This is a genomic window from Flavobacterium sp. FlaQc-49, assembly GCF_044005985.1.
Taxonomy (GTDB): domain Bacteria; phylum Bacteroidota; class Bacteroidia; order Flavobacteriales; family Flavobacteriaceae; genus Flavobacterium; species Flavobacterium cupriresistens.
In genome coordinates this window covers 197,963-223,833 of record NZ_JBIPCS010000007.1, presented here as the reverse complement: position 1 = coordinate 223,833, position 25,871 = coordinate 197,963, and the positions used below count along the sequence as shown (strand labels likewise).

General features: G+C 35.3%; 23 protein-coding genes. 6 read left to right on the top strand and 17 right to left on the bottom strand.

Features of this window, described 5'->3' with window-relative positions:
- Positions 1 to 285: 285 nt before the first annotated feature.
- Positions 286 to 1,482 (bottom strand): aminopeptidase C, encoded by a 1,197-nt coding sequence (locus ACHRV3_RS15800; RefSeq protein WP_047774819.1) that lies wholly within the window; start codon positions 1,480 to 1,482, stop codon positions 286 to 288.
- A 246-nt stretch (positions 1,483 to 1,728) separates the two neighbouring features.
- Here ACHRV3_RS15800 and ACHRV3_RS15795 point away from each other — a divergent pair, with 246 nt between their 5' ends.
- Both ACHRV3_RS15795 and ACHRV3_RS15790 read left to right on the top strand, forming a co-directional pair.
- On the top strand, positions 1,729 to 2,526 hold the full coding sequence (locus tag ACHRV3_RS15795) for a helix-turn-helix transcriptional regulator (RefSeq protein WP_395435335.1): 798 nt from the start codon (positions 1,729 to 1,731) through the stop codon (positions 2,524 to 2,526).
- Between the two features lie 79 nt (positions 2,527 to 2,605).
- On the top strand, positions 2,606 to 3,466 hold the full coding sequence (locus tag ACHRV3_RS15790; RefSeq protein WP_395435334.1) for a lysostaphin resistance A-like protein: 861 nt from the start codon (positions 2,606 to 2,608) through the stop codon (positions 3,464 to 3,466).
- A gap of 1,093 nt (positions 3,467 to 4,559) precedes the next feature.
- On the opposite strand, the gene ACHRV3_RS15785 is transcribed toward ACHRV3_RS15790, so the two are convergent.
- From ACHRV3_RS15785 to ACHRV3_RS15715, 15 genes are all read right to left on the bottom strand, one after another.
- Positions 4,560 to 5,741, bottom strand: a complete 1,182-nt coding sequence (locus ACHRV3_RS15785; protein ID WP_395435333.1) for a BamA/TamA family outer membrane protein — start codon at positions 5,739 to 5,741, stop codon at positions 4,560 to 4,562.
- 68 nt (positions 5,742 to 5,809) lie between these two features.
- Positions 5,810 to 6,790 carry a transporter gene (locus ACHRV3_RS15780; RefSeq protein ID WP_395435332.1) on the bottom strand — a complete coding sequence of 327 codons (981 nt, stop codon included), beginning with the start codon at positions 6,788 to 6,790 and terminating at the stop codon, positions 5,810 to 5,812.
- A 56-nt stretch (positions 6,791 to 6,846) separates the two neighbouring features.
- Positions 6,847 to 8,028: a helix-turn-helix domain-containing protein gene (locus tag ACHRV3_RS15775; protein ID WP_395435331.1), complete on the bottom strand. Its 1,182-nt coding sequence runs from the start codon at positions 8,026 to 8,028 to the stop codon at positions 6,847 to 6,849.
- A gap of 131 nt (positions 8,029 to 8,159) precedes the next feature.
- Positions 8,160 to 8,738, bottom strand: a complete 579-nt coding sequence (locus ACHRV3_RS15770; RefSeq protein ID WP_047774812.1) for a DUF4136 domain-containing protein — start codon at positions 8,736 to 8,738, stop codon at positions 8,160 to 8,162.
- Between the two features lie 258 nt (positions 8,739 to 8,996).
- On the bottom strand, positions 8,997 to 10,397 hold the full coding sequence (locus ACHRV3_RS15765) for a DUF2252 domain-containing protein (RefSeq protein ID WP_395427922.1): 1,401 nt from the start codon (positions 10,395 to 10,397) through the stop codon (positions 8,997 to 8,999).
- A gap of 65 nt (positions 10,398 to 10,462) precedes the next feature.
- A complete protein-coding gene (locus ACHRV3_RS15760) occupies positions 10,463 to 11,812 on the bottom strand; it encodes a DUF1214 domain-containing protein (RefSeq protein WP_395435330.1) in 1,350 nt (449 codons plus the stop codon).
- An 84-nt stretch (positions 11,813 to 11,896) separates the two neighbouring features.
- Positions 11,897 to 13,378 (bottom strand): DUF1254 domain-containing protein, encoded by a 1,482-nt coding sequence (locus tag ACHRV3_RS15755; RefSeq protein ID WP_395435329.1) that lies wholly within the window; start codon positions 13,376 to 13,378, stop codon positions 11,897 to 11,899.
- 95 nt (positions 13,379 to 13,473) lie between these two features.
- A complete protein-coding gene (locus ACHRV3_RS15750; RefSeq protein WP_395435328.1) occupies positions 13,474 to 14,301 on the bottom strand; it encodes a hypothetical protein in 828 nt (275 codons plus the stop codon).
- A 73-nt stretch (positions 14,302 to 14,374) separates the two neighbouring features.
- Positions 14,375 to 15,391 carry an HAD family phosphatase gene (locus tag ACHRV3_RS15745; RefSeq protein ID WP_082210595.1) on the bottom strand — a complete coding sequence of 339 codons (1,017 nt, stop codon included), beginning with the start codon at positions 15,389 to 15,391 and terminating at the stop codon, positions 14,375 to 14,377.
- 67 nt (positions 15,392 to 15,458) lie between these two features.
- Complete coding sequence (locus ACHRV3_RS15740; protein ID WP_395427926.1) at positions 15,459 to 17,138, bottom strand: arylsulfatase; 1,680 nt, start codon at positions 17,136 to 17,138, stop codon at positions 15,459 to 15,461.
- A 359-nt stretch (positions 17,139 to 17,497) separates the two neighbouring features.
- Entirely contained in the window at positions 17,498 to 18,931 is a 1,434-nt protein-coding gene (gene pyk, locus ACHRV3_RS15735; RefSeq protein WP_047774806.1) for a pyruvate kinase, read from the bottom strand.
- A gap of 5 nt (positions 18,932 to 18,936) precedes the next feature.
- Positions 18,937 to 19,425, bottom strand: a complete 489-nt coding sequence (locus tag ACHRV3_RS15730; RefSeq protein ID WP_047774799.1) for an IPExxxVDY family protein — start codon at positions 19,423 to 19,425, stop codon at positions 18,937 to 18,939.
- Between the two features lie 125 nt (positions 19,426 to 19,550).
- A complete protein-coding gene (gene rnc / locus ACHRV3_RS15725; RefSeq protein ID WP_047774797.1) occupies positions 19,551 to 20,291 on the bottom strand; it encodes a ribonuclease III in 741 nt (246 codons plus the stop codon).
- A gap of 14 nt (positions 20,292 to 20,305) precedes the next feature.
- A complete protein-coding gene (gene fabF, locus ACHRV3_RS15720; protein ID WP_395427927.1) occupies positions 20,306 to 21,559 on the bottom strand; it encodes a beta-ketoacyl-ACP synthase II in 1,254 nt (417 codons plus the stop codon).
- A gap of 241 nt (positions 21,560 to 21,800) precedes the next feature.
- Positions 21,801 to 22,037 carry an acyl carrier protein gene (locus ACHRV3_RS15715; protein WP_007137004.1) on the bottom strand — a complete coding sequence of 79 codons (237 nt, stop codon included), beginning with the start codon at positions 22,035 to 22,037 and terminating at the stop codon, positions 21,801 to 21,803.
- Positions 22,038 to 22,212: 175 nt separating this feature from the next.
- Between ACHRV3_RS15715 and purN the strand changes: the two genes are divergently transcribed.
- Both purN and rnhA read left to right on the top strand, forming a co-directional pair.
- The gene (purN, locus tag ACHRV3_RS15710) at positions 22,213 to 22,776 is read left to right on the top strand and encodes a phosphoribosylglycinamide formyltransferase (RefSeq protein WP_230004197.1); all 564 of its coding nucleotides are present in this window, start codon (positions 22,213 to 22,215) and stop codon (positions 22,774 to 22,776) included.
- Positions 22,777 to 23,024: 248 nt separating this feature from the next.
- Complete coding sequence (gene rnhA / locus ACHRV3_RS15705) at positions 23,025 to 23,504, top strand: ribonuclease HI (RefSeq protein WP_395435327.1); 480 nt, start codon at positions 23,025 to 23,027, stop codon at positions 23,502 to 23,504.
- Between the two features lie 60 nt (positions 23,505 to 23,564).
- Here rnhA and ACHRV3_RS15700 read toward each other — a convergent pair whose 3' ends face one another.
- Positions 23,565 to 23,912, bottom strand: a complete 348-nt coding sequence (locus ACHRV3_RS15700) for a DUF6249 domain-containing protein (protein ID WP_395427930.1) — start codon at positions 23,910 to 23,912, stop codon at positions 23,565 to 23,567.
- Positions 23,913 to 24,806: 894 nt separating this feature from the next.
- Between ACHRV3_RS15700 and ACHRV3_RS15695 the strand changes: the two genes are divergently transcribed.
- Together ACHRV3_RS15695 and ACHRV3_RS15690 are read left to right on the top strand one after the other, a co-directional pair.
- On the top strand, positions 24,807 to 25,394 hold the full coding sequence (locus ACHRV3_RS15695; RefSeq protein WP_395427931.1) for an RNA polymerase sigma factor: 588 nt from the start codon (positions 24,807 to 24,809) through the stop codon (positions 25,392 to 25,394).
- Positions 25,378 to 25,770, top strand: a complete 393-nt coding sequence (locus tag ACHRV3_RS15690; RefSeq protein WP_395435326.1) for a hypothetical protein — start codon at positions 25,378 to 25,380, stop codon at positions 25,768 to 25,770. Before ACHRV3_RS15695 ends, ACHRV3_RS15690 begins: the two co-directional genes overlap by 17 nt.
- The last annotated feature ends 101 nt before the right edge of the window (positions 25,771 to 25,871 follow it).

Below are 25,871 nucleotides of genomic sequence, written 5' to 3'. Positions count from 1 at the left end.
CAAGAAACTCCGAAGACCAAAACTCAGTACAATCGATACAGCAAACGAAGATTCTTCGTTCCTCAGAATGACACGATTGTGGAAAACGTAGCAGGAACTGTTTATGTCAATTTCGGCGAAGGAGAAATCACATCTAATACTTGACAAACTGTACTTGCTTAACTAGTGCGATTTCTCCTTCGTCGAAAGGACAAGCTTTGCGCGAAAAACATATTGTCTAAAATTAAAAAAAGCGCCGCAATTTTCATTGCAGCGCTTTCTTATTCTCTTTAAAACCTAAGGTAATTAAACCCCTAACTTCTTAGCGATATCAGCAGGAATTCCTCCTTTGTTTACCATTAAGGCAGTCGTTTTGTATTTCACGAAGTTTTTAGTTACAAACAAGAAACCTTTGTAGTCGTTTGTTTCTCCCCATGAGTTTTTTACGATATAGTATTCTCTTCCGGTTTGATCTTTTGCAAGACCAATAATGTGCATTCCATGATCGTCTGTAGTGGTGTAGTTATCAAACGCAGTCTGACGCATTTCAGGAGTGATTTCCGGTTCCGGTTTTGGTCCGTTGAACATGTCTGCTTTTTCTTCAGCGGTCATATCATCGAATTTTTTTGTTGGAACATACGCTACTCCATTTTTCCAGCTAAAGCTTTTCTCACTTACGTCAGTTGCCCATGCTACTGTGTATCCTTTTTTCAAAGCATTGTCAATAACGTCTGTCATATCGTTTACTTTTACATTGTAAACCTGATCAAAAGACCAGTTATCCGGTACAGCCATCATTGTTTTTTGGTAGTATGGAGCTGTTGTAAAAGAGGACATTTCGATATAATCATCAGGGTTGATTCCTACTACTTCTTTAGCAAAAGATTGTGGCGTGTAATTTTTTCCTTTGTAAGTAAAATTATCCGGCACTTTTCCTAAATAAGAATCGATAACGGCAGCATATGCTTTTTGCCAGTTTGGAGTTAATTCTCCGTTTGGATTTTTCACAACCGCAGCTAAAACTCCTTCGATAAGAGAAGACATTTCAGCAAATTTATTTTTATCAGTTCCGTAGTTTAATCCTGTGTAAACTTCTCTCGGAACTGTTCCGTATTTTTTGTACATGTTAATTACATCGTGTAATGCACCACCGTCACCTAAAGTAACAGCACCATGCATACGAACGTAATTGACTCCTTTTTCAACATAAACATTTCTTGCAGAGAAAATCTGAGACAATTCTACCGGTTGCTTTCCTAAACGAATCATTTCTGATTCTAAAAAAGAGTTTGTAGAATAACTCCAGCATGTTCCCGAAGAACCTTGTGTTTTTACTGAAGTGGTTCCTAAATTAATTTGTTCTGTGAATTTAAAGTTTTCTTTACTTTTATCACTCGCGTTTAGTTTTAATGAATTTACTAAAACGTCCTGTGCAAAACAGCTGGTTGCCCCAACAAAAAAGACCGAAGCCGCAAGTACTGATTTGAATGAAAATGTATTCATAATGTATGTTTAAGGTATTTACAAATTAGTCTTCAATGTTTCTAATTTGTTACAAAACAATTAAATTTTCTGTAATTTTTTAGCATTCTCCGGTTAATATTTTCACAATCTTTTTATTAAGCGGTAAAAGATTACAAATACATTAAAAAAACAACTCTTCCTATTACAATCACAACGATTTGATCATTTGTTTTTTCTAAATAAATAGTACTTTGCTTTGCGAAATTGCAGCTAATAAAATGCGAAATGTTCGAACTGGAAAAAGAGAAATACTTGGGCAATACTAAAAACGTTTTTAACAATTCGCAAGGAATTGCAGTTGTAGAAACGGAGTATCAGAAAAAGGTTTTTGAAGGATGGCATTCGCATAATAATGCACATCTGACCCTTTTCTTAAAAGGCGGGACATCAGAAAAGCGTAAAAATTCGAGTACAGTTGTAGGCCCAGGGTCTTTGTTGTTCTACCATAGTGATGAATTACATCTGAATCACAACACTCTTTTTCCCTCAAAAAACATCAACCTCGAAATTGACGAAAATCTGCTAAAAGAACTCCAAATAAGCGAAGCCTTAATTGAAAAATCAATTCAGCATACCACGCTTGCCAAATTTCTGATTCTGAAGATTTTTAGAGAATGTATGATTGCCGATACTTTTTCGGGAGATGCGATTACGATGTTGTTTGCGCAATTGTCCAATACTCATACTCATTTGGAGAAATTTGAAAAGAGTCCATTTTGGGTGAAGAGTTTAAGCGAACTACTAAACGATTGTTGGAACGTGAATCCTAATTTACACGATTTGTCGACGGTTTTAAACGTAAATCCGATTACGATTTCAAAACATTTTCCCAGGTATTTTGGTTGTACGCTGAGCGAATACTTGCGGCGAATGAAGATAAACCGTTCGCTTTCCCTCATCAAATCAAATGAAAGTAACCTTACTGAAATTGGTTTTCAATGCGGGTTTGCCGATCAGAGTCATTTCATCCGAACCTTCAAAAGTCAAACGGGATTTTTACCCAAGCAATTTCAAAAATTATAAAACAGGCAAATTTCATTCTATTTTTTGGTTTTGGGGCAACTTACTTTTGTCTCCACTTAATACTTAAACCAAATTAAAAATGGAAACCCTGACCACAAAACAAAAAATATTTAATTTCCCAATTACAAAAATTGTTCTTGCCTTAATTGCATGTCTTCTTGTTGTCAATATTGGACAGCAAATTGCCGGAAAGTTATTGATTTCTCTTGACAAAGATTACAGGAACCTTATTAAGGGCCTTATTGTTTCTGTTCTTGCGATAACGACTTATGTTCTTTTCTTTAGCCAATATGAAAAAAGAAAAATAACCGAGTTATCGACCAACAATCTGGCAAAGAATTTACTTTTCGGAACTTTAATTGGGGTTCTCCTGCAATCCCTGACCATTCTGGTTATTTATGTAAATGGTGGTTTTAGTATTATTTCTGTAAATCCTGTTTCTTTTATTATCATTCCGCTTACAATAGCCTTTACTGTTGCAATTTTGGAGGAGATTTTAATTCGTGGTATTATTTTTAGAATTTTGGAAGAGAAACTGGGAAGTTATATTGCATTACTTCTTTCAGCCGTTCTTTTTGGTGCTTTGCATTTGCCAAATGAAAACAGCACTTTTCTTTCTGCATTATGTATTGCTGTTGAAGCTGGTTTGTTACTTGGTGCTGCTTTTATGTACCGCCGAAATTTATGGTTTCCGATCGCGATACACTTTGCATGGAATTTTATGCAATCGGGTATTTTTGGCGCGGTTACTTCCGGAAATAAAAAAACCAATAGTTTACTGGTTTCTAAAATTCAAGGTTCCGAATGGACTACCGGAGGTGAATTTGGTCCAGAAGGCACTATTCAGGCCATGCTCTTTTGTGTTATTGCCACTTTAATATTATTGTATTTATCTCGAAAAGAGAACAAAATAATTATGCCTTATTGGAAAAAACACTAATTCAGGCTTCTTTATAAAACAAAACCCCCGACACGGAAATCTGTGTCAGGGATTTTGCAATCATTTAACAACCTCTTATTTAATCCTCTTTTTTTAACTTTTATCTCTTTATCAACAAAATCAGCAATTATTCTATTTTTCACTATTTCTATGAAACATACTCAACACTTTACAAGACTATGCAATCGCTTTTTTACAACCTTCAATTAATGAATTCAATTGACTCCAAGAAACGTATTCTTCTAGTAAGGCAAGAAGTTTTGTAAAACCCAACACCGCTACAGTAGGCTCTGCATTTTTACAAAAAGCCTGTCAAATACAGCTGATTTTTACGCATAACTGGCCGTTACCGGATGATTTACATTTACTCTGTTTTTTGAAAAATTTGACATAATTTTATTCCTTTTAAATCTTATTTCAAATGTAAGAAAAAACATTGCTTTTAGTTTACTCGAAAATATATCCTTTTGCTACGAAAATATATTGGTCTGCTAAACAAGTCCATTCTGTTCGAAGCAAACTATATTATTGATAGTTGTTAGACAAAATATTACACCTCTGGTCCATCTCTGCAATTCTTAATAAACACATTTAATTTATCTAAATCTCTTAGTCTGTGGCTCAAATGAATAGCCACGAATTTCACGAATAGGCGCGAATTATTTTTGCCACTGATTAAAAAGATTGAAAGGATTTAATCTGTAGGGATCTGGTTAATTCTATTTAACACTTTTTAAGTTCCGGGTAAAGAGTGGTTTTTATTTGTTGTTTTTGGATTATTTTGATCTTTTTTTCACGCAGATCCAACAGATTTTAGCTCTAGAACTGATAAAAAAATCCGCTAAAATCCGCTGGATCTGCGTGCCATTTTAGCATTTCCTGCACGAATGACATTCGATAAAAGTTACCAACTCTTTATCAAAGTCCTAAACGTACTTTCTTGAAATCTGTGAAAAAAAAAAAACAATTCGTGCCCATTCGTGAAATTCGTGGCAGAATAATCTAAAAGAAGGAACTACAAAAAACCTTTATATCAACAACTCAAAAAATAGTTAGATAAAATTTAAACCGTTTTTTTATCGTTAAAAAGGGATTACCTCATCCAATTACTTCCAAAGACAATGTAATAAGCCCAGTCTTCAGGACCTTTCGCTACATCAACGCCCATTCTGAGTTTGAATTTTCGGGCAAGTAAATATCGGAATCCGGTTCCGTAATTGTAGACCACCGGTTTATCAAAGGCTTTGTCCCAATCGTTAAAGGCACTGGCTACACCTGCGTACCCCATAAGGCTCCATCTTCGGTATAAATCCCATCGCAGTTCGACTTCAGAAACCAAACTGGTTTTTCCCTGATACCTTCCCATTGGGACACCACGTAAATTAATGCCGGGTAAAAGGTAGAATGGCGGACTTCCAAATGCTTGTTCGCCTTCGATGCGTAAGCCTCCGATTAACTTTTTTGTTATAGGATGGTATCCAATCGCGGAAAGATTCACACGCCAGGCATCGTAATCGCTTCCGAGTATATCATCAGACCAGAAAAAATCCGATTGCAGTCTAATTCCTTTATCAGGGGTAAAAATATTATCACGGCCATCAAACTGAATGGCACCACCAAACTGACTCACTGTACTTTTAAAATCCTTGGGTTTTAAAAAAGAAGGAAGATTGTCTCCCGGTAATTTTATTTTAGAGTCCAATAAAAGATATTGCGGGCCGGCACTCCATTTTGGATTTCTGAATTGTTTTAAAACCTGCGTATAAAAAACAAAAGATTTAAAATTAAACTTAAATTCCAAATCTTTTCCGGTTGGTAAATTTTCATAAAAAGACATATTAATATCACCATAACCCGCCATCACTTTGTAGGTCATTCGGGCCTTTATAAAACTGCCCGAACGAAAAGCACCAGCCATCCAGCTTTTGTTTCCGGTATACATTCCGATGCCTCCTGTAATATCAGGATTTACGATTCTTTTCTTTCCATTTTCATCAATAACGGGGGCATGCTTTTTTAGAAAGACAGGAACAATGGCTCCTCCAATTCCACCCAAAGCCGGTTCGGTTATTATTGTTGGGACTACAATAAAACCATGTGCATAAATAATATAATCGCTTAAATCTATTGCTCCGTCTATAGAATCTCGCACACTAATATGCTGTTTTTGTCCCGTCATTGTGGTAACTGAAAACAGAAAAAAAACAGTCGCAAGAAAAATTTTCTGAAAGAGTTTTACGTTTTTAATAGAAAAATCTGAAACTGTATTTTTCATATAGGTAAAATTTATCATATTCATTAAAAACAGAAACACAGACTCCAAAAGGTTAAGAATACTTTGTGCTATCCTTTTTTGGTACCGGTGCTAAAAATATGAGCCAGTGTCAGGAAAAAAGTATTTCCCTGAAATCTGTTTACAGCGCCAATTTCTCCCAACCAACGCAAACCAATTGTAGATTTAGAGCTTAAGTGCAAAAAATTTACCTCTGCTCCTAAAGCAGCAACACGATCCTTGTCACCTTCCCAAACAAGCCCTCCTATTGGCAATGGAATTTTATCTGAGGTAACTTTATATTGTAAATAGTAAATTAATCCCGCATTGATAATTGATTTTGGAGCTGTTTTTTCGGCATTAAACACATAAAATGTTTTTCCTAAACCGCCTTCAAAACTTAAGATGTCTCCTGTTTTAATATCCGTGTCTTTCTTTTTTCCATTAATTTCATAGGATGCTAATGTGGAGAAATGAAACGTTTTTTTATCATTAAAAAACAGTGTTGTTCCGGCAGAAAATTCATTCATGAACATTCCTAGTCCGCTATTGTCTGTGGCTCCGGCTTCGTATTTCCCTGTTGGCAGGTACATTTGATAGCTAAAAACAAAATCGGCTCTTTTTTGATGCCATCCTAGTTGTAACGGTACAATATAAGTGTCCGTAAATGCCAAAGATCCATCGACATTTACATTGTTTCCTTCAATTTTATTGGAGGCAAAGGCAAACAAAGCCGAAGCTCCGTAAGTACCCCCTAAAATTTTAAAATCACTGACCCAAGATACCCCAACGCCGGTAATAAACATATCTAAATTGGGGTTGGCAACGGAAATATTTCCATCACTGTTTCGCAGCGATGATGCGCTGTAAAAATAGCCCGGAACATATACTGCCAATGTATTCTCAGGACTCTGGGTTCCGGATTGCAAGCCCATTCCTCCAAGGATATGACCTCCTTTAAGTTGTGCATTACCCAAAAAGGAAACGAGCAGAAGTAATAAAGTACTAATAGATTTAATTATTTGCTTATGCTGATAGAATTTTGCTTTCATAATAATGTGTTTAAAATTAATATAGCGTAACAATTCTTCTAGCCTGTTTTTTACTTTTAAGATTGTTTCAGATAAAAGACATTTGTTTTATCTGAATCTTCTCTGATTGCTTTGAAATATTCGGAAGGCGATTTTCCGGTATGTTTTATAAAAGCCCTAAAACAGGTTGTTCGGGATTTAAATCCGGAACCCCAGGCCATCCCCTCGAGGGATAAATCTTTCCATTCCGGGTCGTTGATTTTGTCTTTAAAAAACTCTATTCTTTTCAGGTTTACATAATCCTGAAAATGAAGGTTAAATTCCGAGTTTATTAAGTTGGAGAGTTGGTGTACGGATATCCCTGTTTCTTCGGCGAGATCCCTAATTACAAAATCTTTTTTGAGGAAGAGTTTTTTTGCAGAAAAAATAGAATCCAGTTTTAGCAGATCCTCCTTCCTTCTGTCAGTAGTTAATTCTTTAATTAAAGGCGATGTGTCTTTGACTTCGTTTACTTCAATTGGTATCGATTTATTCTCTTCAAAATGGTACGTTTCATTGGTATCTGCAAAAAGATGGGGTTTAAAATAAAGTCCTCCGACGGTGAAAAAAAGCACTGACGAAATCAAAATATAACAAGCGGTGTCTATGTTTTTAATCCCGTCTTTTAGAAAAAAATGTACAAAAAGTGTAGAAAACAAAAACAAGATGACCAGATTATAGACTCTTAACCATTGTATGATTTTTATTTTTTTAGCTTGTTTTCCTTCCAATTTTTCCAAATCACAGTTTAAGATCATCATGGTCTGCCAAAAGGCATACACCAACCAAAAGGTGAGACTTAATGTGGTGAAAGGATTTTTTATTCGGGAAGAAACATATGCAATAATTGGAATATTTGCATCGGCAGCAATCCATACTATAAAAGTTAAACCAAAGTATAGGACAAAGGGCAAAAAGTGAAGCCAATCGTATTTTTTAAACATTTTAGTCGAGAACAATACATTTCTGACATATAAAAAAGAGCAGGGTGCTACTAAAAAGATAAATGCTTTTGTGATACCGAATAAATCAGGGACATTTTTAAAGGCACTTACTGATAAGTAAAAATTATAGACACTTACGGTCGCCAGACTAAACATAAATAGTCCCAGAAAAAAACTTTTAGTATAATTTTTCCGCGAAAAAAGTACCCTAAAAGAAGTGGCAAAACCAACAATTGTCGCTATAAAAAAGAAAAGTGAAAGTAGTATATCCATCATAATATATTAAGCTTAAATTAATTAATATATTCCTTTGTTAACAATTTCAGAGGTGGAGTCTGTTATCATCTTATAAAGCCATACTTACCACGCTTATGGTAAGTACAGCTTTACTATAACATTTTTGCAAGTTATTTTTTTGCTAAACCGGGAGGGAAACCTTCCAGGATTTTTTTGATCGAAGCTGCAATAAATTCTTCAGGATTATCTGGTCTGCTGTCGATTTGAGAATTACCGATTCCCTGCCAAACCAGTTTTTGAGTTTTTGTAGATACAATATCAATTACAAGGGAACCGTCAACATAATCATAGGTGTTGAAAGTTGTCGTAGCGCCGCCCATCATTGCACCACCGCCCCAATATCCGTAAGGGCGATACATACCGCCATAGCCGTAAAAATTAGAATCAGCTGTAACGGATTGTTTGTTTTTTAAGATAGAAACCGCATTTACTTTTAAATCGGGATTGCTGCTGGTTTCTGAGAAACCTTTGGCAATCATTTCTGCACGAATCGCTTTTGTAACACGATCAACATTGAGTTGGCTGACCTGTCCTTCCTGAGCTTTTAAATCATAGACTGCAAAGGTTTTAAATTCACTAAAATTAGCAGCATGATCATAATCTGTAGTAACTTTTACAGTCGGGGAGCAACTGTACAATAAAACCAATAGTAATACTGGAATTAAACGAAGATTTGTTCTAATATTCATCTTGTGGTATTTAAATTAATTATTAATTTAATCTGAGTTGAAATCTTAAAATCTTAATCGAATTTGGGACGAGTTGAGGAATTTGGTTGAAAAAGCTTGTCAGTTATATACGGAGTATAGTAAACCAAATTATTGCAACACTCTCAAAGATAAATTATTTTTCTCTAATTAACACATATGTAGATATAATTTTCTTACATATGGTTAAATGTTTTTACTTTTAACCTTATCATTACATTCTGTTTTCATTCGTAACCATTACAATTCTTCCGAAACAGGTAATCTTCCTTCTTTTATGGCTTGCAGCATTTTATCGTAATCCGCTTCATTTTGATCGGCATATAAAATAGAAAATTTAGCAATTGCATCTGCAAACTCATCGTTTTGTCCTAAGTATCCTGATAGTAATGAAGGGTCTCCTGTGCGGGCGTGAGCTCTTGCTAATGCCCATCCGCAGGCCTTTGCGTAATCGTTCATATTATCTGATTTCATAATCTCCAAAACGGGTTTTACCTTAGCATCTCTAAGCTGTCGGATATAAAAAAATCGGTTTTTATCATCATTCGTCCATCCTAAAAACATATCTGAGGCAGATTGCATTATCTTTTGCCCCATCACAATACGTTCACCCTGATGACTGTATTTACCTTTAACCTTTACATTGTTTTCCAGTACACTTTTTCTTGCTTCTTTAAATTGCAAAAAGATAGGCTCCGCTGTTGCCGACATCAATAAGCTGATTCCACAAAGGGTTCCCACACTTCCTACACCAACCACTTTTATGGCTATATCGTGTAACGTATATCTGTTCAGAAGTACTTTTTTATCATCCGACAAGGATTCGATATAGCGTTTATGCACGATTTCTGCGTCTCTTAAAATTTGTTCACCTTCTTTTCCTCCCGGATGATAAATTAGCGGCGGGTCATCTTTTATCCTTGCTCTTGGGCCTTCCTGATAGGTCATTTTGGCAAACTCCTTTTCGTGGGCGGTATATTCTGCAGCTTTTTTTATTCGTTTTTGCTGAAAGGATTTGATCTCTTCATCGTCGCCTTTTTCGATAAGTTCTGCCAGATCAATATCGGCATACCATATTTGTAGCGCCGATAATTTACTGTAGTCAAACAAATGTCTTTTGTAACTGTCGGCAACATTCCATGCAAATTCTTTACACATTTTATCCGAGAACTTTTTCCATCTTCCTGCTATGGCAAAACTTGCTGCAAGTCTTTTTACATCCCATTCCCATGGGCCCGGGAAAGTCTCGTCGAAATCATTTATATCAAAAACCAATTTGCGTTCGGGAGTGGCAAATCCGCCAAAATTCATCAAATGACAATCACCACAAAGCTGAAGATAAATTCCGGTGTCTTTCGTTTGTGCCAAATCAGAAGCCATAATGGCTGCTGCTCCTCTGTAAAAAGAAAACGGAGATTGCATCATTCGGCTGTACCGAATTGGGATTAAACTTTCAACTCTTCCAACACTGGTACCAATTAAAATTTCAACAGGGTCTTTGCGCTCTTTATCCGGTTTCCATTCTTCATGACAAGATCGCGGAATCGTTTTGCGTAGTTCTTTTCCTTTCGCATAACGTTCTTCTTTTGACACTGCGGAGTCAAATACATTTTCGCTTTTTTCTTCGGATGATTTTGACATTTTTTTATTTTTTATTTCAACCGTAACGACGCTTTTCCCTGAAAGACAAAATCTCTCTTTAACGATTAATTTGTTTTAAGCTCAATCGGACTTGGAAACCATGTTCCGTCAAGTACCGGTTTTTTAGAGACGTACATGCGCATCGTTAAAGCAAAACCTTTTCCGGCAGGAGTTGGCAGCCAATTCTCCTGAGGTGCATTTTTTGGTAAGGATGAACCCAGCCAAATGCTCATGGAGCCATCTGCATTTTTCTTTAAACCCGAAATATTATTAAGATTGTATCGCTTTAATTTGTTATCAACTACTCTGTAATCCGGTACACTATAAAGCGTTACCGACCAGAATGCGTTGACCATGGTATCCGGAAGTGCTTCTTTTGGGAACTTGATTTCATAAACTTTATCACCACTTAGTAACTGTTTATTGCTATCAGTAAGTCCGACAAAATAGATGGCTTCTTTTACTTCATTTGCCCACAATCCGCCATAATTGATGATATCTCTGGCCATGATATCATCACCAAATTTTCCTGCAACGTACGATACAGACCAACCTCCTTTTTGTGTTCCGAAACCTTTTGCTCCTGCCAAGAATCCAGGAATTGCTTTGGTTTTTACAATATCTTCGGTGTGTCCTTTTGCGATATCGTCTTTTTTATAGAATTCTCCAACTGCGATTGCTTTTGCCTGATATTCTTTTCCTTTTGGCATTACATCAGGATACGAACCAATGACTTCTTTTACTTTATCAAAGATCTCAGCGCCAATTGGTTTTGCCGGAGTAAAATCAGGAATTGTCAGTGGTGGCGCAATCTTAATTCCACTTGGGACTTCAAACGTGAATTGCTCTTGTAATTTTTTTGCTACTGCGGGAGTGCCTTTTAATTCCACTCTTGCCAGCATTTTTACTTTTTCTGATGGAAGTTCAATTTTTACTGCATTTGCCGGAATTACCGGATTAGTGCCTTTTAGAACCAAAGCAAATTTCCCATACGGTGTTTTAGGATAATTACGTTCATTTATATTGGTAATTACCTCACCCCAGCCGTCCAGCAGTTGTGCGGTATAATAACGGCCTTCCACTTTCGGAATATTCAGAATAACGGCATGTTCTTTATCAACCGCAATCCAGGCTTCGAGATAAGCGACATCGAGATTTGGATTGACAAATTGTGCAGAACCCAGCGGATTGTATTTTATTTTATTGTAGCCTACTTTTTCGACGTTTATATCGTGGTTTTCCTGCTGAATTACGAGATATCTCCCATACAAATAGGTATAGGCAGCTGCAATATCCTGATCGGAAGGCGTTGCTTTATTTTCGGTTGTTGCCGTTGAATCTGTATGAGTCGCAGCTTCTTTTTTACAACTAAAAAAAGCAAAGGCAAGTATCAATATCAAAATTATTTTTTTCATACTAACTATTTTACGTTAACATTAATTATCCTTTTAGTAAACGATACTGCTTTTAATTTTTTAGAATCAATAAGAAATACCAAATTACTTGCTTTTAATAAAGGCGGGAGGTGTGTATCCTTTTAACATACTTTCTTCGGGCCAATAGGCTCTTAATAACAAACCAAATTTATCTTTTGGTATCGGAAGCCAATTGGTTACTTTATCGGGAGAAGGTTTTTGGTTTTGAAAGTAAATTGTAAGCGATCCATCCGGATTGTATTTAAGGTCTTTATTTTTTGTTCCCAACGAGTATATTTTTTGTTCATTTATAAAAAAGAAATGATTGTGATCGTATACCGTCAAAGACCAAAAGCCTTTTACTTTTGGGATAATATCTTTTGAAAAAGTAACCGTGTAATTTGATTTTCCATTTAACTCTGTACCTGTATTATCTAAATCCTGATTGTAATATATCGTTTCGTTAGGCTGATTCACAAAGATATTAGCTCTTGCGGCAGCCGTTCTGCTTAAATAATCGGTTCCAAAAGCAGCTCCATTTTTTGTCGTGTTCCAATAATTCCCTACCGGAACGCCTACATTTTTAAATTGTCTCAATGGCTCGATCAATTCTTTTTCGGCATCAATAGCCGCTTTTTTTAATATTGGTACTAAAGTGCTGTCTTTTTTTGCCGCCTCCAATACAGAATTAAATAAAGCGTATAAACTTTCTTCTCCCTTTAATGGTGGGACTTCTTTTAAAACTGTTGGTAATTCCTCGAAGAATTTTTCAGGAATTACAAAAGCAACTTCTGTACCTCCTGTGCTTGCATTCGGGTCCGGAAAGGAAGGTACTTTTGCCCATTCTTTTGTTTTCATTTTTCCGTCGTATTTACTTAAAGGATACGCCATTAATTGGTTAATGACAGGTTGAATGGCTTTTTTATCTTCAGGCGTATTATTTAAAAAGGCTCTTGGAATTACAAAAGCAAGATTCGTATCACTATGAAAAACTTTAGTGATGCCCTCCGGAACTTTTCCATCCCATCCCGGGCCAACAACGAGATAAAATCCTTTTTGACTTCCGTACATAGCGCCTAATTTTGCAATACCGTCTGTACGTTGATTTCCAATTTGCACGACCCAAAAACGTTTTCCAAAATCCGGAATCTGAATTACTACGGGATTTTCATTGAGCATCATAATACCAAAACCATACACTACATCTTGATTTGGACAGGCCACATAACGTTCAAAAGGTGTAATATAATCTGATTCCATACACAGTTCGCCTACAGGAGCTACGGGTACTGCGCCTCCGTTAAGCCCGGGTTCCGGAACCTGACGCATTACTAAAACTCTATTGTGCATATTTACTAGTGGCCATCCCCAGAAATACATTTGTTTCCCTAGTTGATAGACGTATTCTTTTGTCATAACCACATCCGGAACGGGTCCGGGAACGGTTTTCTGAATGGTATCATTTGTATGAACCGAAACGGAATCTTCTGTTGCTGAATTCTTTTTACATCCTCCATTTAAAATTAAAAAGAGGCCCACTACAATAACAAATAATTTATTTTTCATGATCATAATTTTTTCAATTAAAAAGTAAAAATCTTTTTTTTCTTAGTGATAAGGCAAATGTTATTTTACAAGTTCAGGCTGTAGTGCTTTCCATGTTATTGAGGAAATACAAAAGACAATATCACTCTTAAGCCCCAATCTGGTCTTGATTCTCTAGGCCCTACAATGGGTATCAATGGAGATAAAGAGAACTGAATAACCTGACTTCCTAATTTTGATACCGCTCCGATAGATGGATTTAAAGAGATTGCGGTTGTATTACCTTCCCAATTTTGAGTTATTTCGGCGTTTATTCCTAAGTTGGCTCCGCTTTTATAACTATGAGAAAAGAATATTTGAGTATAAAACTGATTGACATCGGCACGGTTATCTTTTCCGGCTACGGACCAAATCTGATTGGCAATAAAACCTACCGAAAGCCCTTTGCCCTGATGCATTAATAATACACTTGGACCAATTCCGAATTTTTCTGTTCCCAATACTTTATCTGTGGCAATGGGCACTAAAAATGCGGGGCCTATCCCGTAAATAATTCCTTTGGCTTTTGGAGCAAAAAAGGCCGTAATGGTAGCGTCACTTAAACCAAACTGATGTGTATTTTCTCCGGTAATATCTCTCTGATCTACAATCGGGATTATATATCGTGTAATTAAATTTAAATTATCACTTATCTTAAATGGAATTACAGGTTGAAAATTAATCGTATATTTTGATCCGTTAAAAGGACCAATACCATAATTTAAATTATTCTGAAAAGGCACACTTATCAGACTTGCAACGGGATTAGCGAGTTTATCCGCGAGTTCCTGAGCACTTGCTCCGGGCTTATCCGGTTTCTCTTGTGCTACAGCGTTTAAACTCAAAAGAAAACAAACGGTACTAAACAACACTTTGATAGTACCATAAAATCTTGCCTTTTTCATAATTATTATTTAAAAAAAATTAAACTAAGCTTTCGATTGTTAATCGTTATTGCAGCTGAATTACCCAATCAGATTATTTATCTGCAAAAACTTTTTTCCAGTCTTCTTTCATATTTACAACATGCCATTTGTTTTTGGCGGCTGCATTTAAGGAAGCATTGTCTTTTTCTGAATAACTGTATTCTCTTATGGAATCGTTATGATTGACCAACAATTGAAAAGAAGGATACTTATTACTCTGACAATATTCGAGCATGGCGATATCTCCTGCTCCACCCTCATTTCCACAGGCAAAAACGGGACGCTGACCAATATGCAATTGTATCCCCACCGGTTTAGCTGTTTTATCGTTAAACTGATTTAAGGCTGGTTCTCTAATGATGGTGCGATTGGCCTCATCAAATTTGTATTTGAAAGAAGTACCCACGACCTGTTCTTTTGGAATTCCGTAAAAATCTGATGAAATTCCTCTTACCAATTCAATAGTTCCTCCGGTAACAATAAAAGTCTTAAAACCGTTTGCTCGTAAATAAGCAAGCAATTCTAACTGTGGCTGATATCGTATTTGTGTTAGCGGAACATTTTTTCCCGGAAATTTTGCTGTTGCAAAAAAATCTTTAACATCTGCTTCAAAAGCATCTTCTGTCATTCCGGTATGCGTAGCGGCAATAAGTTCTATGAGTGCTTTTTGGCCTCCTTTTTCAAAATAGGTTTTATCTTTTTCAATAACCGCTTTAAAAGGTTGTTTCTTTGTTAATTCGGGATTGGCATCTGTCATTTTCTTTACCCTATAAAAAGCAAATAACTCCTGCACATAAGGTTTTTCGGCCCACAGGGTTCCGTCATTATCAAAAGTGGCAATCCTGTTTTCTATTGGAATAAAATCCGGACTTCCTTCTTTGGTAACCTTTTCTACATAAGCAATAATATCATTTTTTAAAGTTCCATCTGTCCAACTTGGCAATGGATCTCCAGCCACTGTATTTTCTATTTGTTTGCCGTCTGTTGTTGGAACAGTTATAGTATCTGATTTTTTGCAGGAGACCAATAATAAGACTCCTAACTGTACTAAAAGTATCTTTCTAAGCATAATATTTCTGTTTTATTATATCAAAAAGATTCAGGCCATACGACCTGAATCTTTTCATTGGTTCTGTTTATTTCTTCTTTTTATCGGTCGGCTCGTCTTGCCCTTTTTCTTTAGCCAGTATATTTTTCTCGATATATTGTTTTGCTTTTATATCTTTCATCGTCTCCTCCATAATGGTGTAGGCAGAGAAACTTGGCGGAATAGAACGTGGTGGATATTCTTTAAATGTCCCTGCAAATGCAACTACATCCTGAATGGCGCCATACATTAATTGAACATGATTTAATTGCCAATCCCAAAATGTATTTGAGGTAATATCGGCTCTCTCAAAAGGGTCTTGATACAGGTTGAATATTTTTTGTAAACGCAGCTTTGTAAAAGGTTCTGCCCAAACCCCCATCGTTCCTTCGAGACGTTGCTCTGCAAATACATATTTGTAATCGCCTTCTCTAAGACCTACCAAAAGCCCGTCATCGTCAGTATAAAAGAATTTATCTCTGGCGCTTTTTGGTGATTTGCCTTTTAAAAAGTTACTTTGATCATAACCGTCTAAGTGTACCTTATAGTTTTTACCATTGGCAGTATACCCGGTTAAAAGTTTTTTAGCCAAATCCGGTTCACCGGCTATTGATGCCAAAGTCGGCATCCAATCATTGTGACTCATTATTTCGGTAGTAACAGTTCCCGGTTTAATTACACCCGGCCAACGTACGATACAAGGAACTCTGTATGCTCCTTCCCAGTTGGTGTTTTTTTCAGAACGGAATGGTGTCATGGCAGCATCAGGCCAGGTATTCATATGAGGGCCATTATCGGTAGAATATACTACTATGGTATTGTCGGCAATTCCTAAATCATCTAATGCTTTTAATAAATCACCTACTGTAATATCATGTTCAATCATACCGTCAATATATTCACTGTCACCATGTGTATATTTTCCTCGATGTTCTGCTCTCACGTGTGTACGAAGGTGCATACGGGTACCATTCCACCAGCAGAAAAAGGGTTTCCCTGCTGCATGTTGTCTTTTAATAAAATCAATAGCAGCTGCAGACGTTTCATCGTCTACGGTCTCCATTCTTTTTTTGGTAAGTGCTCCGGTATCTTCTATTTTTTGTTTTCCAACTCTTCCAAAACGATCATCTGTAGTAGCATCATCTGAATTGGTAGCGGTACATTTTAAAACCCCTCTTGGGCCATATTTTTTCAGATATTCAGGATCTTTAGGATAATCCGGTAATTCCGGTTCTTCTTCTGCATTAAGGTGATACAGATTTCCGAAGAACTCATCAAACCCGTTTACCGTTGGTAAACTTTCATTACGATCTCCGACGTGATTTTTACCAAACTGTCCTGTTACATATCCCAATTGTTTCATAATCCCTCCTATAGAAGGATCTAACTGACTCATACCCATTGGCGCTCCCGGAAATCCTACCTTGGTAAGACCTGTTCTAAGACCATGTTGACCTGTCAAGAAGGCGGCGCGTCCTGCTGTACAACTCTGTTCTCCGTAATAATGCAAAAAACGTTCTCCTTCATTTGCAATACGGTCGATGTTTGGTGTTGTAAATCCCATTAAACCATCGCTATAGGCACTGATATTAGTGGTACCAATATCGTCTCCCCAAATGATCAGAATGTTGGGCTTTTTGTTATTCTGAGCATGTAATCCGGTAAAGCAGACCAATGCAACTAATTGTATCGCATTTCGAAATCTGCATTTAAAATTGATTTGTTTCATGATGATAAATTTTGTTACTAATTCTTGTTCTAGGGGTGTCGGCAAAAAATGTTTTAACAAAATCAAATACAGTAAAACCTGTTCGGGTTGAAGTAAAATTTTCAGATCATTTTTGAAAGGAGTTTATAAGTAGGATTTTTTTAACATTTTTTTTGCAAGTGGCTCAAAATTAGACAATAAAGAACAGACCAAAGTCATTTATGAGTAATGACCTTGTTTCATTTTATAAAATGAAACATAAAAAACAGAGTCGCAATAAAAAAAGCTTATGAAGATTTCATAAGCTTTTTTCTACAAAACAAAAACCACCAGAATAATTCTGATGGTTTTTTATACTAATTCGTTCTTGTAAATAGCAATTATTCTATTTCAGAAACTCTCATGGTGTTTACCATTCCTTTATCTTTAATTGGCATTGCCGCAAGGTTGATCAAGTAATCTCCTTTTACCGCATATCCTTTTTCTACTGCTATTTTGTTAACGTCTGTTACAGTATCATCTGTACTTTCGTCTTTATCATAGAAATACGATTTTACTCCCCATAATAAATTCAATTGGGTCAGGATTCTTCTGTTTGAAGTAAATACCAAAATATGCGCTGATGATGGTCTCCAAGCCGAAATTTGGAAAGCTGTATAACCACTATTAGTTAAGGTACAAATTGCTTTTGCATCAATTTCATTAGCTAATAAAGCAGCCTGGTGACAAACTGTTTTGGTAATAAAACGTTTCGTTTTAATTTGAGGTGTATTCTGTGGAACATTGATTAGTGGAGAATCTTCAACCGCTTCACAAATTTGAGTCATTTTCTGAATCACCTGTACCGGATAATTTCCAGTCGCAGTTTCTCCAGATAACATTACAGCATCAGCACCATCCATTACCGAGTTGGCAACGTCATTTACTTCTGCTCTGGTTGGCGTTAAACTCGTAATCATCGTCTCCATCATCTGAGTAGCAACAATAACCGGAATCCTTGCTGTTTTAGCTCTTCTGATCAAATCTTTTTGTACTAATGGTACTTCGTGTGCAGGAAGTTCAACTCCTAAATCTCCACGCGCAACCATCAAGGCATCACAATACGCTACAATTTTATCGATGTTCTCAAGCGCTTCCGGCATTTCGATTTTAGCCACAATCGGAATTTTATATTCTGAATGTTGAGCGATCAATTCTTGTAAGTCTTGTAAATCGCGAGGTGTTTTTACAAACGAAAGTGCGATCCAGTCTACTTTTTGTCCGATGGCGAAAATCGCATCAGCAATATCTTTTTCAGTTAATGCCGGTAAAGAAATTTTAGTGTTTGGAAGGTTAACCCCTTTTTTAGATTTTAACTCTCCACCCTGAATTACTTTAGCAACAACTTCTGATTTTTTATCTGTTGAAATAATTTCAAAAATCAACTTACCATCATCCAATAAAATACGTTCTCCCGGATTCACATCATTTGGAAAATTTTGGTACTTCATGAATACTTTTGAAGCAGTTCCGATAATATCTTCAGCTGTTGTAAACGTGATTAAATCACCATCGTGTACTACTGTTCCTTCTTCCATTACTCCAACTCTAAGTTTTGGTCCTTGCAAATCCCCAAGGATTGCTGTAGTGTAACCAAACTCTTCGTTTAATCCTCTGATAATCTCGATTTTTTCTTTTACTCCTTCGTAATCTGCATGCGAAAAATTGATTCTAAATACATTTACACCTGCCTCGATCATATCCTTGATAATCTCTCTCGTACTACATGCAGGCCCAAGTGTAGCTACAATTTTAGTTTTTTTGTTTGTAAGCATTTTTTTTAAAAAATTAAATTGTTTTTTGACTTTATTTTGTTTGTATCCACAACATATATAGCTGCGATACTCTCTATTGCATTTAGCTGTTGTTGGATTTCTGAAAAATCAATAGCCTCGTCGCTATTCTCAATTTTCAGGAAAAAATCTACTTTTTTGAATTCAGGAAGTAAATGAATTGTTGTAGAAACCTCACTCGTTTCATCGGAAAACAAATTCTGGAAATCATTTGTACTCACTGAAATGATTTCATGTTTATTCTGAATCAAATTCCATGAAACGGCTTTCTCGGAATCATAATAGTAAAATCTGGAGAAATTTGCCTCACCTTCTTTAGTTTGAGCATGGATCTCGTTCTTACTCTTACTTAAGTTAATAGGAAGTTTTTTATTGATAAAATAGGCCAATCTATAATCTTCTAATGAAGTATGAATTGCCATTAAATAATAATCAATTTCGTCAAATTCGTCTAAATCCAATCTATGAATTGCCATATCATGAAAAATCAAGTTGTAAATATACTATTTCTAACGGAGCATCAATAGTTAAGATTAGCTTGTTTTTGTTAATTTATAAACGAAAACGTTGTAGCTTTAACAAAGCTGAGCTAATTTTGTAGTTATTTCTTATCTATTTTTTCTTGAAATGCAAAATAAGCTCTTTGTGATGCTTTTTCTTCTGCTTTCTTTTTTGAAGTTGCTCTTGCTCTCGCAATTACTTTATCGTCTATACTTAATTTTACGCCAAACAAACGTTGACCATCAATTCCGTTGTCCTCGAAAATATCATAGTGAAAGATCTTTTTTTCTTTCTGACACCATTCGATAACCAGACTTTTATAACTAATTACTTTCCCTTCAAGTCGGGCAATGTCTACATAAGGTGTAATGACTCTTTTTTGAATAAACTTTTCACAAAAAGGATATCCTTTATCGAGATAAATTGCGCCGATAAGAGATTCAAAAATATTACCATGAATATTTTCTCCAAAATGATGAATGGGTACTTTGCTCTCTACAAAGCGAACTAAATTCAAATCTTTCCCCAATTCATTCAAATGCTCACGGCTCACGATTTTCGAACGCATTTTTGTCAAATAACCTTCATCTCCATTGGGTGCTTTGTTAAACAGATGCGCTGCAATTACAGCACTTAACATGGCATCTCCCAGAAATTCCAGACGTTCGTAATTAATCGGATTTCCCTTTTCGTCTTGCTTATTAGAAGATCGGTGCGTAAACGCTTTCTTATAAAAATCAATTGAACCGGGCTGAAAACCCAGTATTTTCTGAATACTGTCAAAAAAAATCCCGTCTTCTTGAGAACGGGATTTCGAAAATATTTTTTTGATAATATTCATAGACAAAACTAAAACTAGTCAACTAATTTTTTAAACAATACACAAGCATTATGTCCTCCAAAACCAAAAGTGTTACTCATAGCAACATTTACTTCTCTTTTTTGAGGTTTGTTTAAGGTAAGGTTTAATGATGGATCAATCTTTTCGTCAACAACCGTATGATTGATTGTTGGTGGCACAATACCGTGTTTCATTGCTAAAATAGAAGCAATTGCTTCAATAGCTCCGGCAGCACCAAGTAAGTGACCTGTCATCGATTTAGTAGAGTTGATATTGATGTTTTTTGCATGTTCGCCAAAAACAGCACTAATCGCTTTTAATTCTGCTACATCACCAAGAGGAGTAGAAGTTCCGTGTGTGTTGATGTGATCAACATCTTCAGGATTCATTCCGGCATCTCTTAATGTATTTTTCATTACTGCAATAACCCCGATTCCTTCCGGATGTGGTGCTGTTAAGTGGTACGCATCAGATGACATTCCGCCTCCGCCAATTTCGCAATAAATTTTTGCGCCACGAGCTTTAGCATGTTCGTAATCTTCAAGAACCAAAGCTCCTGCTCCTTCTCCTAAAACAAAACCGTCTCTGGTTCCGTCAAAAGGTCTTGAAGCGGTTTGTGGACTTTCGTTTCTTGTTGATAAAGCGTGCATAGAATTAAAACCTCCCATACCGGCAATCGTAATTGCTGCTTCTGAACCACCTGAAACAATAACATCACACATTCCTAAACGAATGTAGTTGAAAGCATCAATTAATGCATTTGCAGAAGATGCACATGCAGAAACAGTAGTATAATTTGGTCCCATATAACCATTACGCATCGAAATATGCGCAGGAGCTATATCGGCAATCATTTTAGGTATAAAAAACGGATTAAACTTTGGAGTTCCGTCCCCTTTTGCATAATAAATTACCTCTTCCTGAAAAGTTTCTAAACCTCCAATTCCTGCTCCCCAAATAACACCAACTCTTTGTTTGTCGATATTATCATTTGTAAGTCCAGCATCTTTAATAGCTTCATCACTGGCAGCAACTGCATATTGTGCAAATTTGTCTAATCTTCGAGATTCTTTGCGATCCATAAAATCTTCAATATTGAAGTTTTTTACTTCACAGGCAAATTTCGTCTTATGCTTCTCTGTATCATAATATGTGATAGGAGCGGCTCCGCTAACTCCATTCACAAGTGCGTCCCAATATTCCTGGATATTATTCCCGATAGGAGTAAGAGCACCTAATCCTGTTACAACAACTCGCCTTAATGCCATAAATATGTATTTTGTACTTTAAACAAATAAAACCCACGCTTTCTTAACTGTAGTGTTACTTAAGAGCTATGGGCATTACAATATAAATATATCTTTTTGATTGAAAATCAACCGAAATTTAAATTTTAAAAAAAATAATAACACCCGAATTTTTAAAATTCCAATTCTTTAAAAAACAAATTCCAATTTTGGAATCTGGACATTCAATTTTGGAATTTTAAAAAATTCGGGTGTGTATTTATTATTTTTTAGCTTCTTCGATATAAGAAATAGCTTGACCAACAGTAGCAATGTTTTCTGCTTGATCGTCTGGAATTTGGATATCAAATTCTTTTTCGAATTCCATAATAAGCTCAACAGTGTCTAATGAGTCAGCTCCTAAATCATTAGTGAAGCTTGCTTCTGTTACAACTTCGTTTTCGTCAACACCTAATTTGTCTACGATAATCGCTTTTACTCTTGATGCAATGTCTGACATAATCTTTAATTTTAGAATTTAATTTGTTGGCAAAAATAAAAAACTTTATTTTAAAACAACTATTTAGTTTATAAATGTGACACTAATTTATAAAATTAATTTCAAGAAAGCCCTTTTAATACTATTTATTTTGGATTATTATTCCGTTTTTTGCATTCTCAAAATAAAACGGATTATGAAAAAAATTATTGTTTTTGCCTCAGGATCAGGAAGTAATGCAGAAAACATTATAAAGCACTTCGCAAAAACCAAAATTGCAAAAGTCGTTTCTGTCTTTACCAATAATGCTTCGGCAAAAGTTATTGAAAGAGCCAAAAATCATCAAATTCCTATCGAAATCTTTTCGAAAACCGAACTTCTGGAAAGAAAAATAGTGCAAAAAATAGAAGAAATCGATCCGGATTTGATTGTACTCGCCGGTTTTTTGCTAAAATTCCCGGAAAGCATAATCGAGAAATATCCTAATAAAATAATCAACATCCATCCTGCCCTTTTACCTAATTACGGAGGAAAAGGAATGTACGGCATGCACATACACAGGGCGGTAGTAGAAAACAAAGAAAAAGAAACCGGAATCTCCATTCATTTTGTAAACGAACATTATGACGAAGGTGCTATAATTTTCCAGAAAAGTGTAGCCCTGACAGACGAAGATACACCGGAAACAGTAGCCGAAAAGATCCATGGACTGGAACAAAAGTATTTTCCGGAAATTATTTCCAGATTACTGGAAGATTAAAGGCTGATAAAAAATTCCAAAAATTAAATTCCAAATTCCAACCTTTTGAATCCTTTTAGGAAGGCGAGGTGAATTAAATTAAATTCTAAAAATCAAATTCCAAATTCCAACCTTTTTACTCCTTTTAGGAAGATTGAAGGTGAATTAAATCTAAAATCTGAATTCTAAAATTCAAATCCTTTGAATCCTTTTAGGAAGGCAAGGTCAATTTAATCTAAAATCTGAATTCTAAAATCTAAAACCCCACAATGACCCAACACCAAGTACACATATACACAGACGGAGCAGCAAAGGGAAACCCCGGAAACGGAGGGTACGGCGTAGTGATGGAACTGGTTGGAACACCACATAAAAAAGAATTCTACGAAGGTTTTCGACTTACAACCAATAACAGAATGGAGCTTTTGGCCGTAATTGTGGGTCTCGAAAAACTTAAAAACCCAAACATGACGGCTTTAGTCATTTCAGATTCCAAATATGTTGTAGATTCTGTTCTGAAAAAATGGGTTTTCGGCTGGGAGAAAAAAGGTTATGCCGGCAAAAAAAATCCTGACCTATGGAAACGTTTTTTAATCGTTTACCGAAAACACCAAGTCGATTTCAAATGGATCAAAGGTCATAATAATCATCCTCAAAATGAGCGCTGTGATCAATTGGCGGTTATGGCAGCAACGCAAACTAAATTATCTGTTGACATTTATTACGAAACCGTCGCTTCTAAAGAATAAAAAAAATGCATCAGAAAATTATATTCTGATGCATTATAAAATTACTAAGTTAATTCCAGATTACTCTTTGTCTAAATCTTTAGCGGTACGAAATCCTGTCAATAAACCAACTCCCGCCATTATAAAAATTATTGATGGATAAACTGCTCCATCTTCTAAAGAGGTATAAGTTGTTATTAGCAACGCCAGAAAAATTCCAACACCAGAACCTATTAATAAAAAGGCCAGATTAACAACTAAGATTTTCCAAGTCGGAACACCTTTTTCTTTTCCTTGTAGAAAAATGCTGGCATCAGCCCCTTTTTCAATAAGAGCTAAACGCTCTCTATTTCTTGTTGAATAAATAAGATAAACGATCCCGAAGATCATTAAAAAAAAACTAAGTGGTACTAAGATTCCTGCTAACATAATATTGTGTTTTTAATTGATTGATACTCCATAGGACGAGAGGAGTTTTGTTTAGGTTACAAGTTTCTTTGAAAAAATTCCAAAATTTTTTTAAATTCCAAATTCCAAACTGGGTGGAACCTTAAAATATTTTAAACCATATAAGTAAAGTAACAGAATATACGTTTATTTTTAATGGGCGTCCCTAATTAAATATAATCTAGTTTTTTGCTCAACAGTATTAATTCCAGGAAACATAAAAAAATGCCGAACTAGGTGGAACCTCAAAATATTTTAAACCATATAAGTAAAGTAAGAGAATATAAGTTTATTTTTAATGGGCGTACCTAATTAAATATAATCTAGCTTTTTTGCTTAACAGTATTAATTCCAGGAAACATAAAAAAATGTCGAACTAGGTGGAACCTCAAAATATTTTAAACCAGACAAGTAAAGTAAGAGAATATAAGTTTATTTTTAATGGACGTACCTAATTAAATATAATCTAGTTTTTTGCTCAACAGTATTAATTCCAGAAAACATAAAAAATGCCGAACTAGGTGGAACCTCAAAATATTTTAAACCATATAAGTAAAGTAAGGGAATATAAGTTTATTTTTAATGGGCGTACCTAATTAAATATAATCTAGCTTTTTTGCTCAACAGTATTAATTCCAGGAAACATACAAAATGCCGAACTAGGTGGAACCTCAAAATATTTTAAACCATATAAGTAAAGTAAGAGAATATAAGTTTATTTTTAATGGGACGTACCTAATTAAATATAATGTAGTTTTTAGCTCAACAATATTAATTTCAAAAAGATGCCCTCCCTTGGAATTTGGAATTTAAAAATTTTGGAATTTTTTCAAAGAAACTTGTAACCTAAAGAGACAACCTGTCGTCCTATATAATATGAGTACATTAGAAGATCAGCATTATATCAATTTAATTTTAGGAGGCGACAGCAATTCTTTTGCCGTTCTGGTGAATCGTTATAAGGATATGATTTTTTCATTGGCACTCAAAATGGTTAAAAACAGAGAGGAAGCAGAAGAAGTAGCACAGGACACTTTTATAAAAATTTACACTTCTCTAAGCAAGTTTAAAGGAGATTCGAAATTTTCGACCTGGATTTATAAGATTGCTTATAATACTTGTTTGGATCGTTTGAAGAAGAATAAGAAAGAAGAAAACAATATTTCGATCGATGAATTTTCGGCACATTTAATCAAAACAATGGACAATGCTTTGAACGCTTTAGAAGAGAAAGAACGAAAGCAGGCCATTCAAAAATGTTTAAATTTGTTACCAAGTGATGAAAATTTCCTGCTGACCTTATTTTATTTTGATGATCAGAGTTTGGAGGAAATCGGAAAAATTATGAATATTTCGGCCAACAACGCGAAAGTGAAATTATTCCGAAGCAGACAAAAATTAGCCGTTATTTTAAAAAAGCAATTAGAACCAGAAATAGTAGAATATTATGAAAGAGAGCGATAAAAACATAGAAAATCTTATTGAAAAAATGATGGCTGAAAGCAGTTTAGAATCACCATCAATTGACTTTACTTCAAAAATAATGTCTCAGGTTTTGATTGCAGAAAAAAGCAAAATTAAAACCTACAAACCTTTAATTTCGAAGCAAACCTGGATTCTTATTATAGGAGCATTAGTTGCTTTGACTGTTTACGCCATTGCATCCGGCAATACTACTGATTTGAAAATAAACGAATTGTATGTTGAAAAAGTATCTGATTTGTTTTCGGGAATTCATATTTCAACGAATATAATTTACGCCTTTTTGGTCGTTCCGTTTATGCTTTTGATTCAAATTGGTGTTTTAAAAAATTATTTTAATAAAAAGTATCAGTTGTAGAATTCGTTTTTTCAATCATCAATCAAAAAATATTTTAAACTTTAGTTCCATAAATGAATTGTTTTTCAAAGAAAAAAAACGTATCCTGATCCATCTAAAGT

What these genes read in the sequence shown, in the direction of transcription:
- rnc (WP_047774797.1), bottom strand. Translation starts at nt 20,291, where the DNA reads ATGAATATTATCAAAAAAATATTTTCGAAATCCCGTTCTCAAGAAGAC.
- ACHRV3_RS15700 (WP_395427930.1), bottom strand. Translation starts at nt 23,912, where the DNA reads ATGTTAGCAGGAATCTTAGTACCACTTAGTTTTTTTTTAATGATCTTC.
- ACHRV3_RS15770 (WP_047774812.1), bottom strand. Translation starts at nt 8,738, where the DNA reads ATGAATATTAGAACAAATCTTCGTTTAATTCCAGTATTACTATTGGTT.
- ACHRV3_RS15755 (WP_395435329.1), bottom strand. Translation starts at nt 13,378, where the DNA reads ATGAAAAATAAATTATTTGTTATTGTAGTGGGCCTCTTTTTAATTTTA.
- purN (WP_230004197.1), top strand. Translation starts at nt 22,213, where the DNA reads ATGAAAAAAATTATTGTTTTTGCCTCAGGATCAGGAAGTAATGCAGAA.
- ACHRV3_RS15695 (WP_395427931.1), top strand. Translation starts at nt 24,807, where the DNA reads ATGAGTACATTAGAAGATCAGCATTATATCAATTTAATTTTAGGAGGC.
- ACHRV3_RS15690 (WP_395435326.1), top strand. Translation starts at nt 25,378, where the DNA reads ATGAAAGAGAGCGATAAAAACATAGAAAATCTTATTGAAAAAATGATG.
- ACHRV3_RS15790 (WP_395435334.1), top strand. Translation starts at nt 2,606, where the DNA reads ATGGAAACCCTGACCACAAAACAAAAAATATTTAATTTCCCAATTACA.
- ACHRV3_RS15800 (WP_047774819.1), bottom strand. Translation starts at nt 1,482, where the DNA reads ATGAATACATTTTCATTCAAATCAGTACTTGCGGCTTCGGTCTTTTTT.
- ACHRV3_RS15775 (WP_395435331.1), bottom strand. Translation starts at nt 8,028, where the DNA reads ATGATGGATATACTACTTTCACTTTTCTTTTTTATAGCGACAATTGTT.
- ACHRV3_RS15795 (WP_395435335.1), top strand. Translation starts at nt 1,729, where the DNA reads ATGTTCGAACTGGAAAAAGAGAAATACTTGGGCAATACTAAAAACGTT.
- ACHRV3_RS15750 (WP_395435328.1), bottom strand. Translation starts at nt 14,301, where the DNA reads ATGAAAAAGGCAAGATTTTATGGTACTATCAAAGTGTTGTTTAGTACC.
- ACHRV3_RS15785 (WP_395435333.1), bottom strand. Translation starts at nt 5,741, where the DNA reads ATGAAAAATACAGTTTCAGATTTTTCTATTAAAAACGTAAAACTCTTT.
- pyk (WP_047774806.1), bottom strand. Translation starts at nt 18,931, where the DNA reads ATGCTTACAAACAAAAAAACTAAAATTGTAGCTACACTTGGGCCTGCA.
- ACHRV3_RS15765 (WP_395427922.1), bottom strand. Translation starts at nt 10,397, where the DNA reads ATGTCAAAATCATCCGAAGAAAAAAGCGAAAATGTATTTGACTCCGCA.
- ACHRV3_RS15760 (WP_395435330.1), bottom strand. Translation starts at nt 11,812, where the DNA reads ATGAAAAAAATAATTTTGATATTGATACTTGCCTTTGCTTTTTTTAGT.
- ACHRV3_RS15780 (WP_395435332.1), bottom strand. Translation starts at nt 6,790, where the DNA reads ATGAAAGCAAAATTCTATCAGCATAAGCAAATAATTAAATCTATTAGT.
- ACHRV3_RS15715 (WP_007137004.1), bottom strand. Translation starts at nt 22,037, where the DNA reads ATGTCAGACATTGCATCAAGAGTAAAAGCGATTATCGTAGACAAATTA.
- fabF (WP_395427927.1), bottom strand. Translation starts at nt 21,559, where the DNA reads ATGGCATTAAGGCGAGTTGTTGTAACAGGATTAGGTGCTCTTACTCCT.
- ACHRV3_RS15740 (WP_395427926.1), bottom strand. Translation starts at nt 17,138, where the DNA reads ATGAAACAAATCAATTTTAAATGCAGATTTCGAAATGCGATACAATTA.
- ACHRV3_RS15745 (WP_082210595.1), bottom strand. Translation starts at nt 15,391, where the DNA reads ATGCTTAGAAAGATACTTTTAGTACAGTTAGGAGTCTTATTATTGGTC.
- ACHRV3_RS15730 (WP_047774799.1), bottom strand. Translation starts at nt 19,425, where the DNA reads ATGGCAATTCATAGATTGGATTTAGACGAATTTGACGAAATTGATTAT.
- rnhA (WP_395435327.1), top strand. Translation starts at nt 23,025, where the DNA reads ATGACCCAACACCAAGTACACATATACACAGACGGAGCAGCAAAGGGA.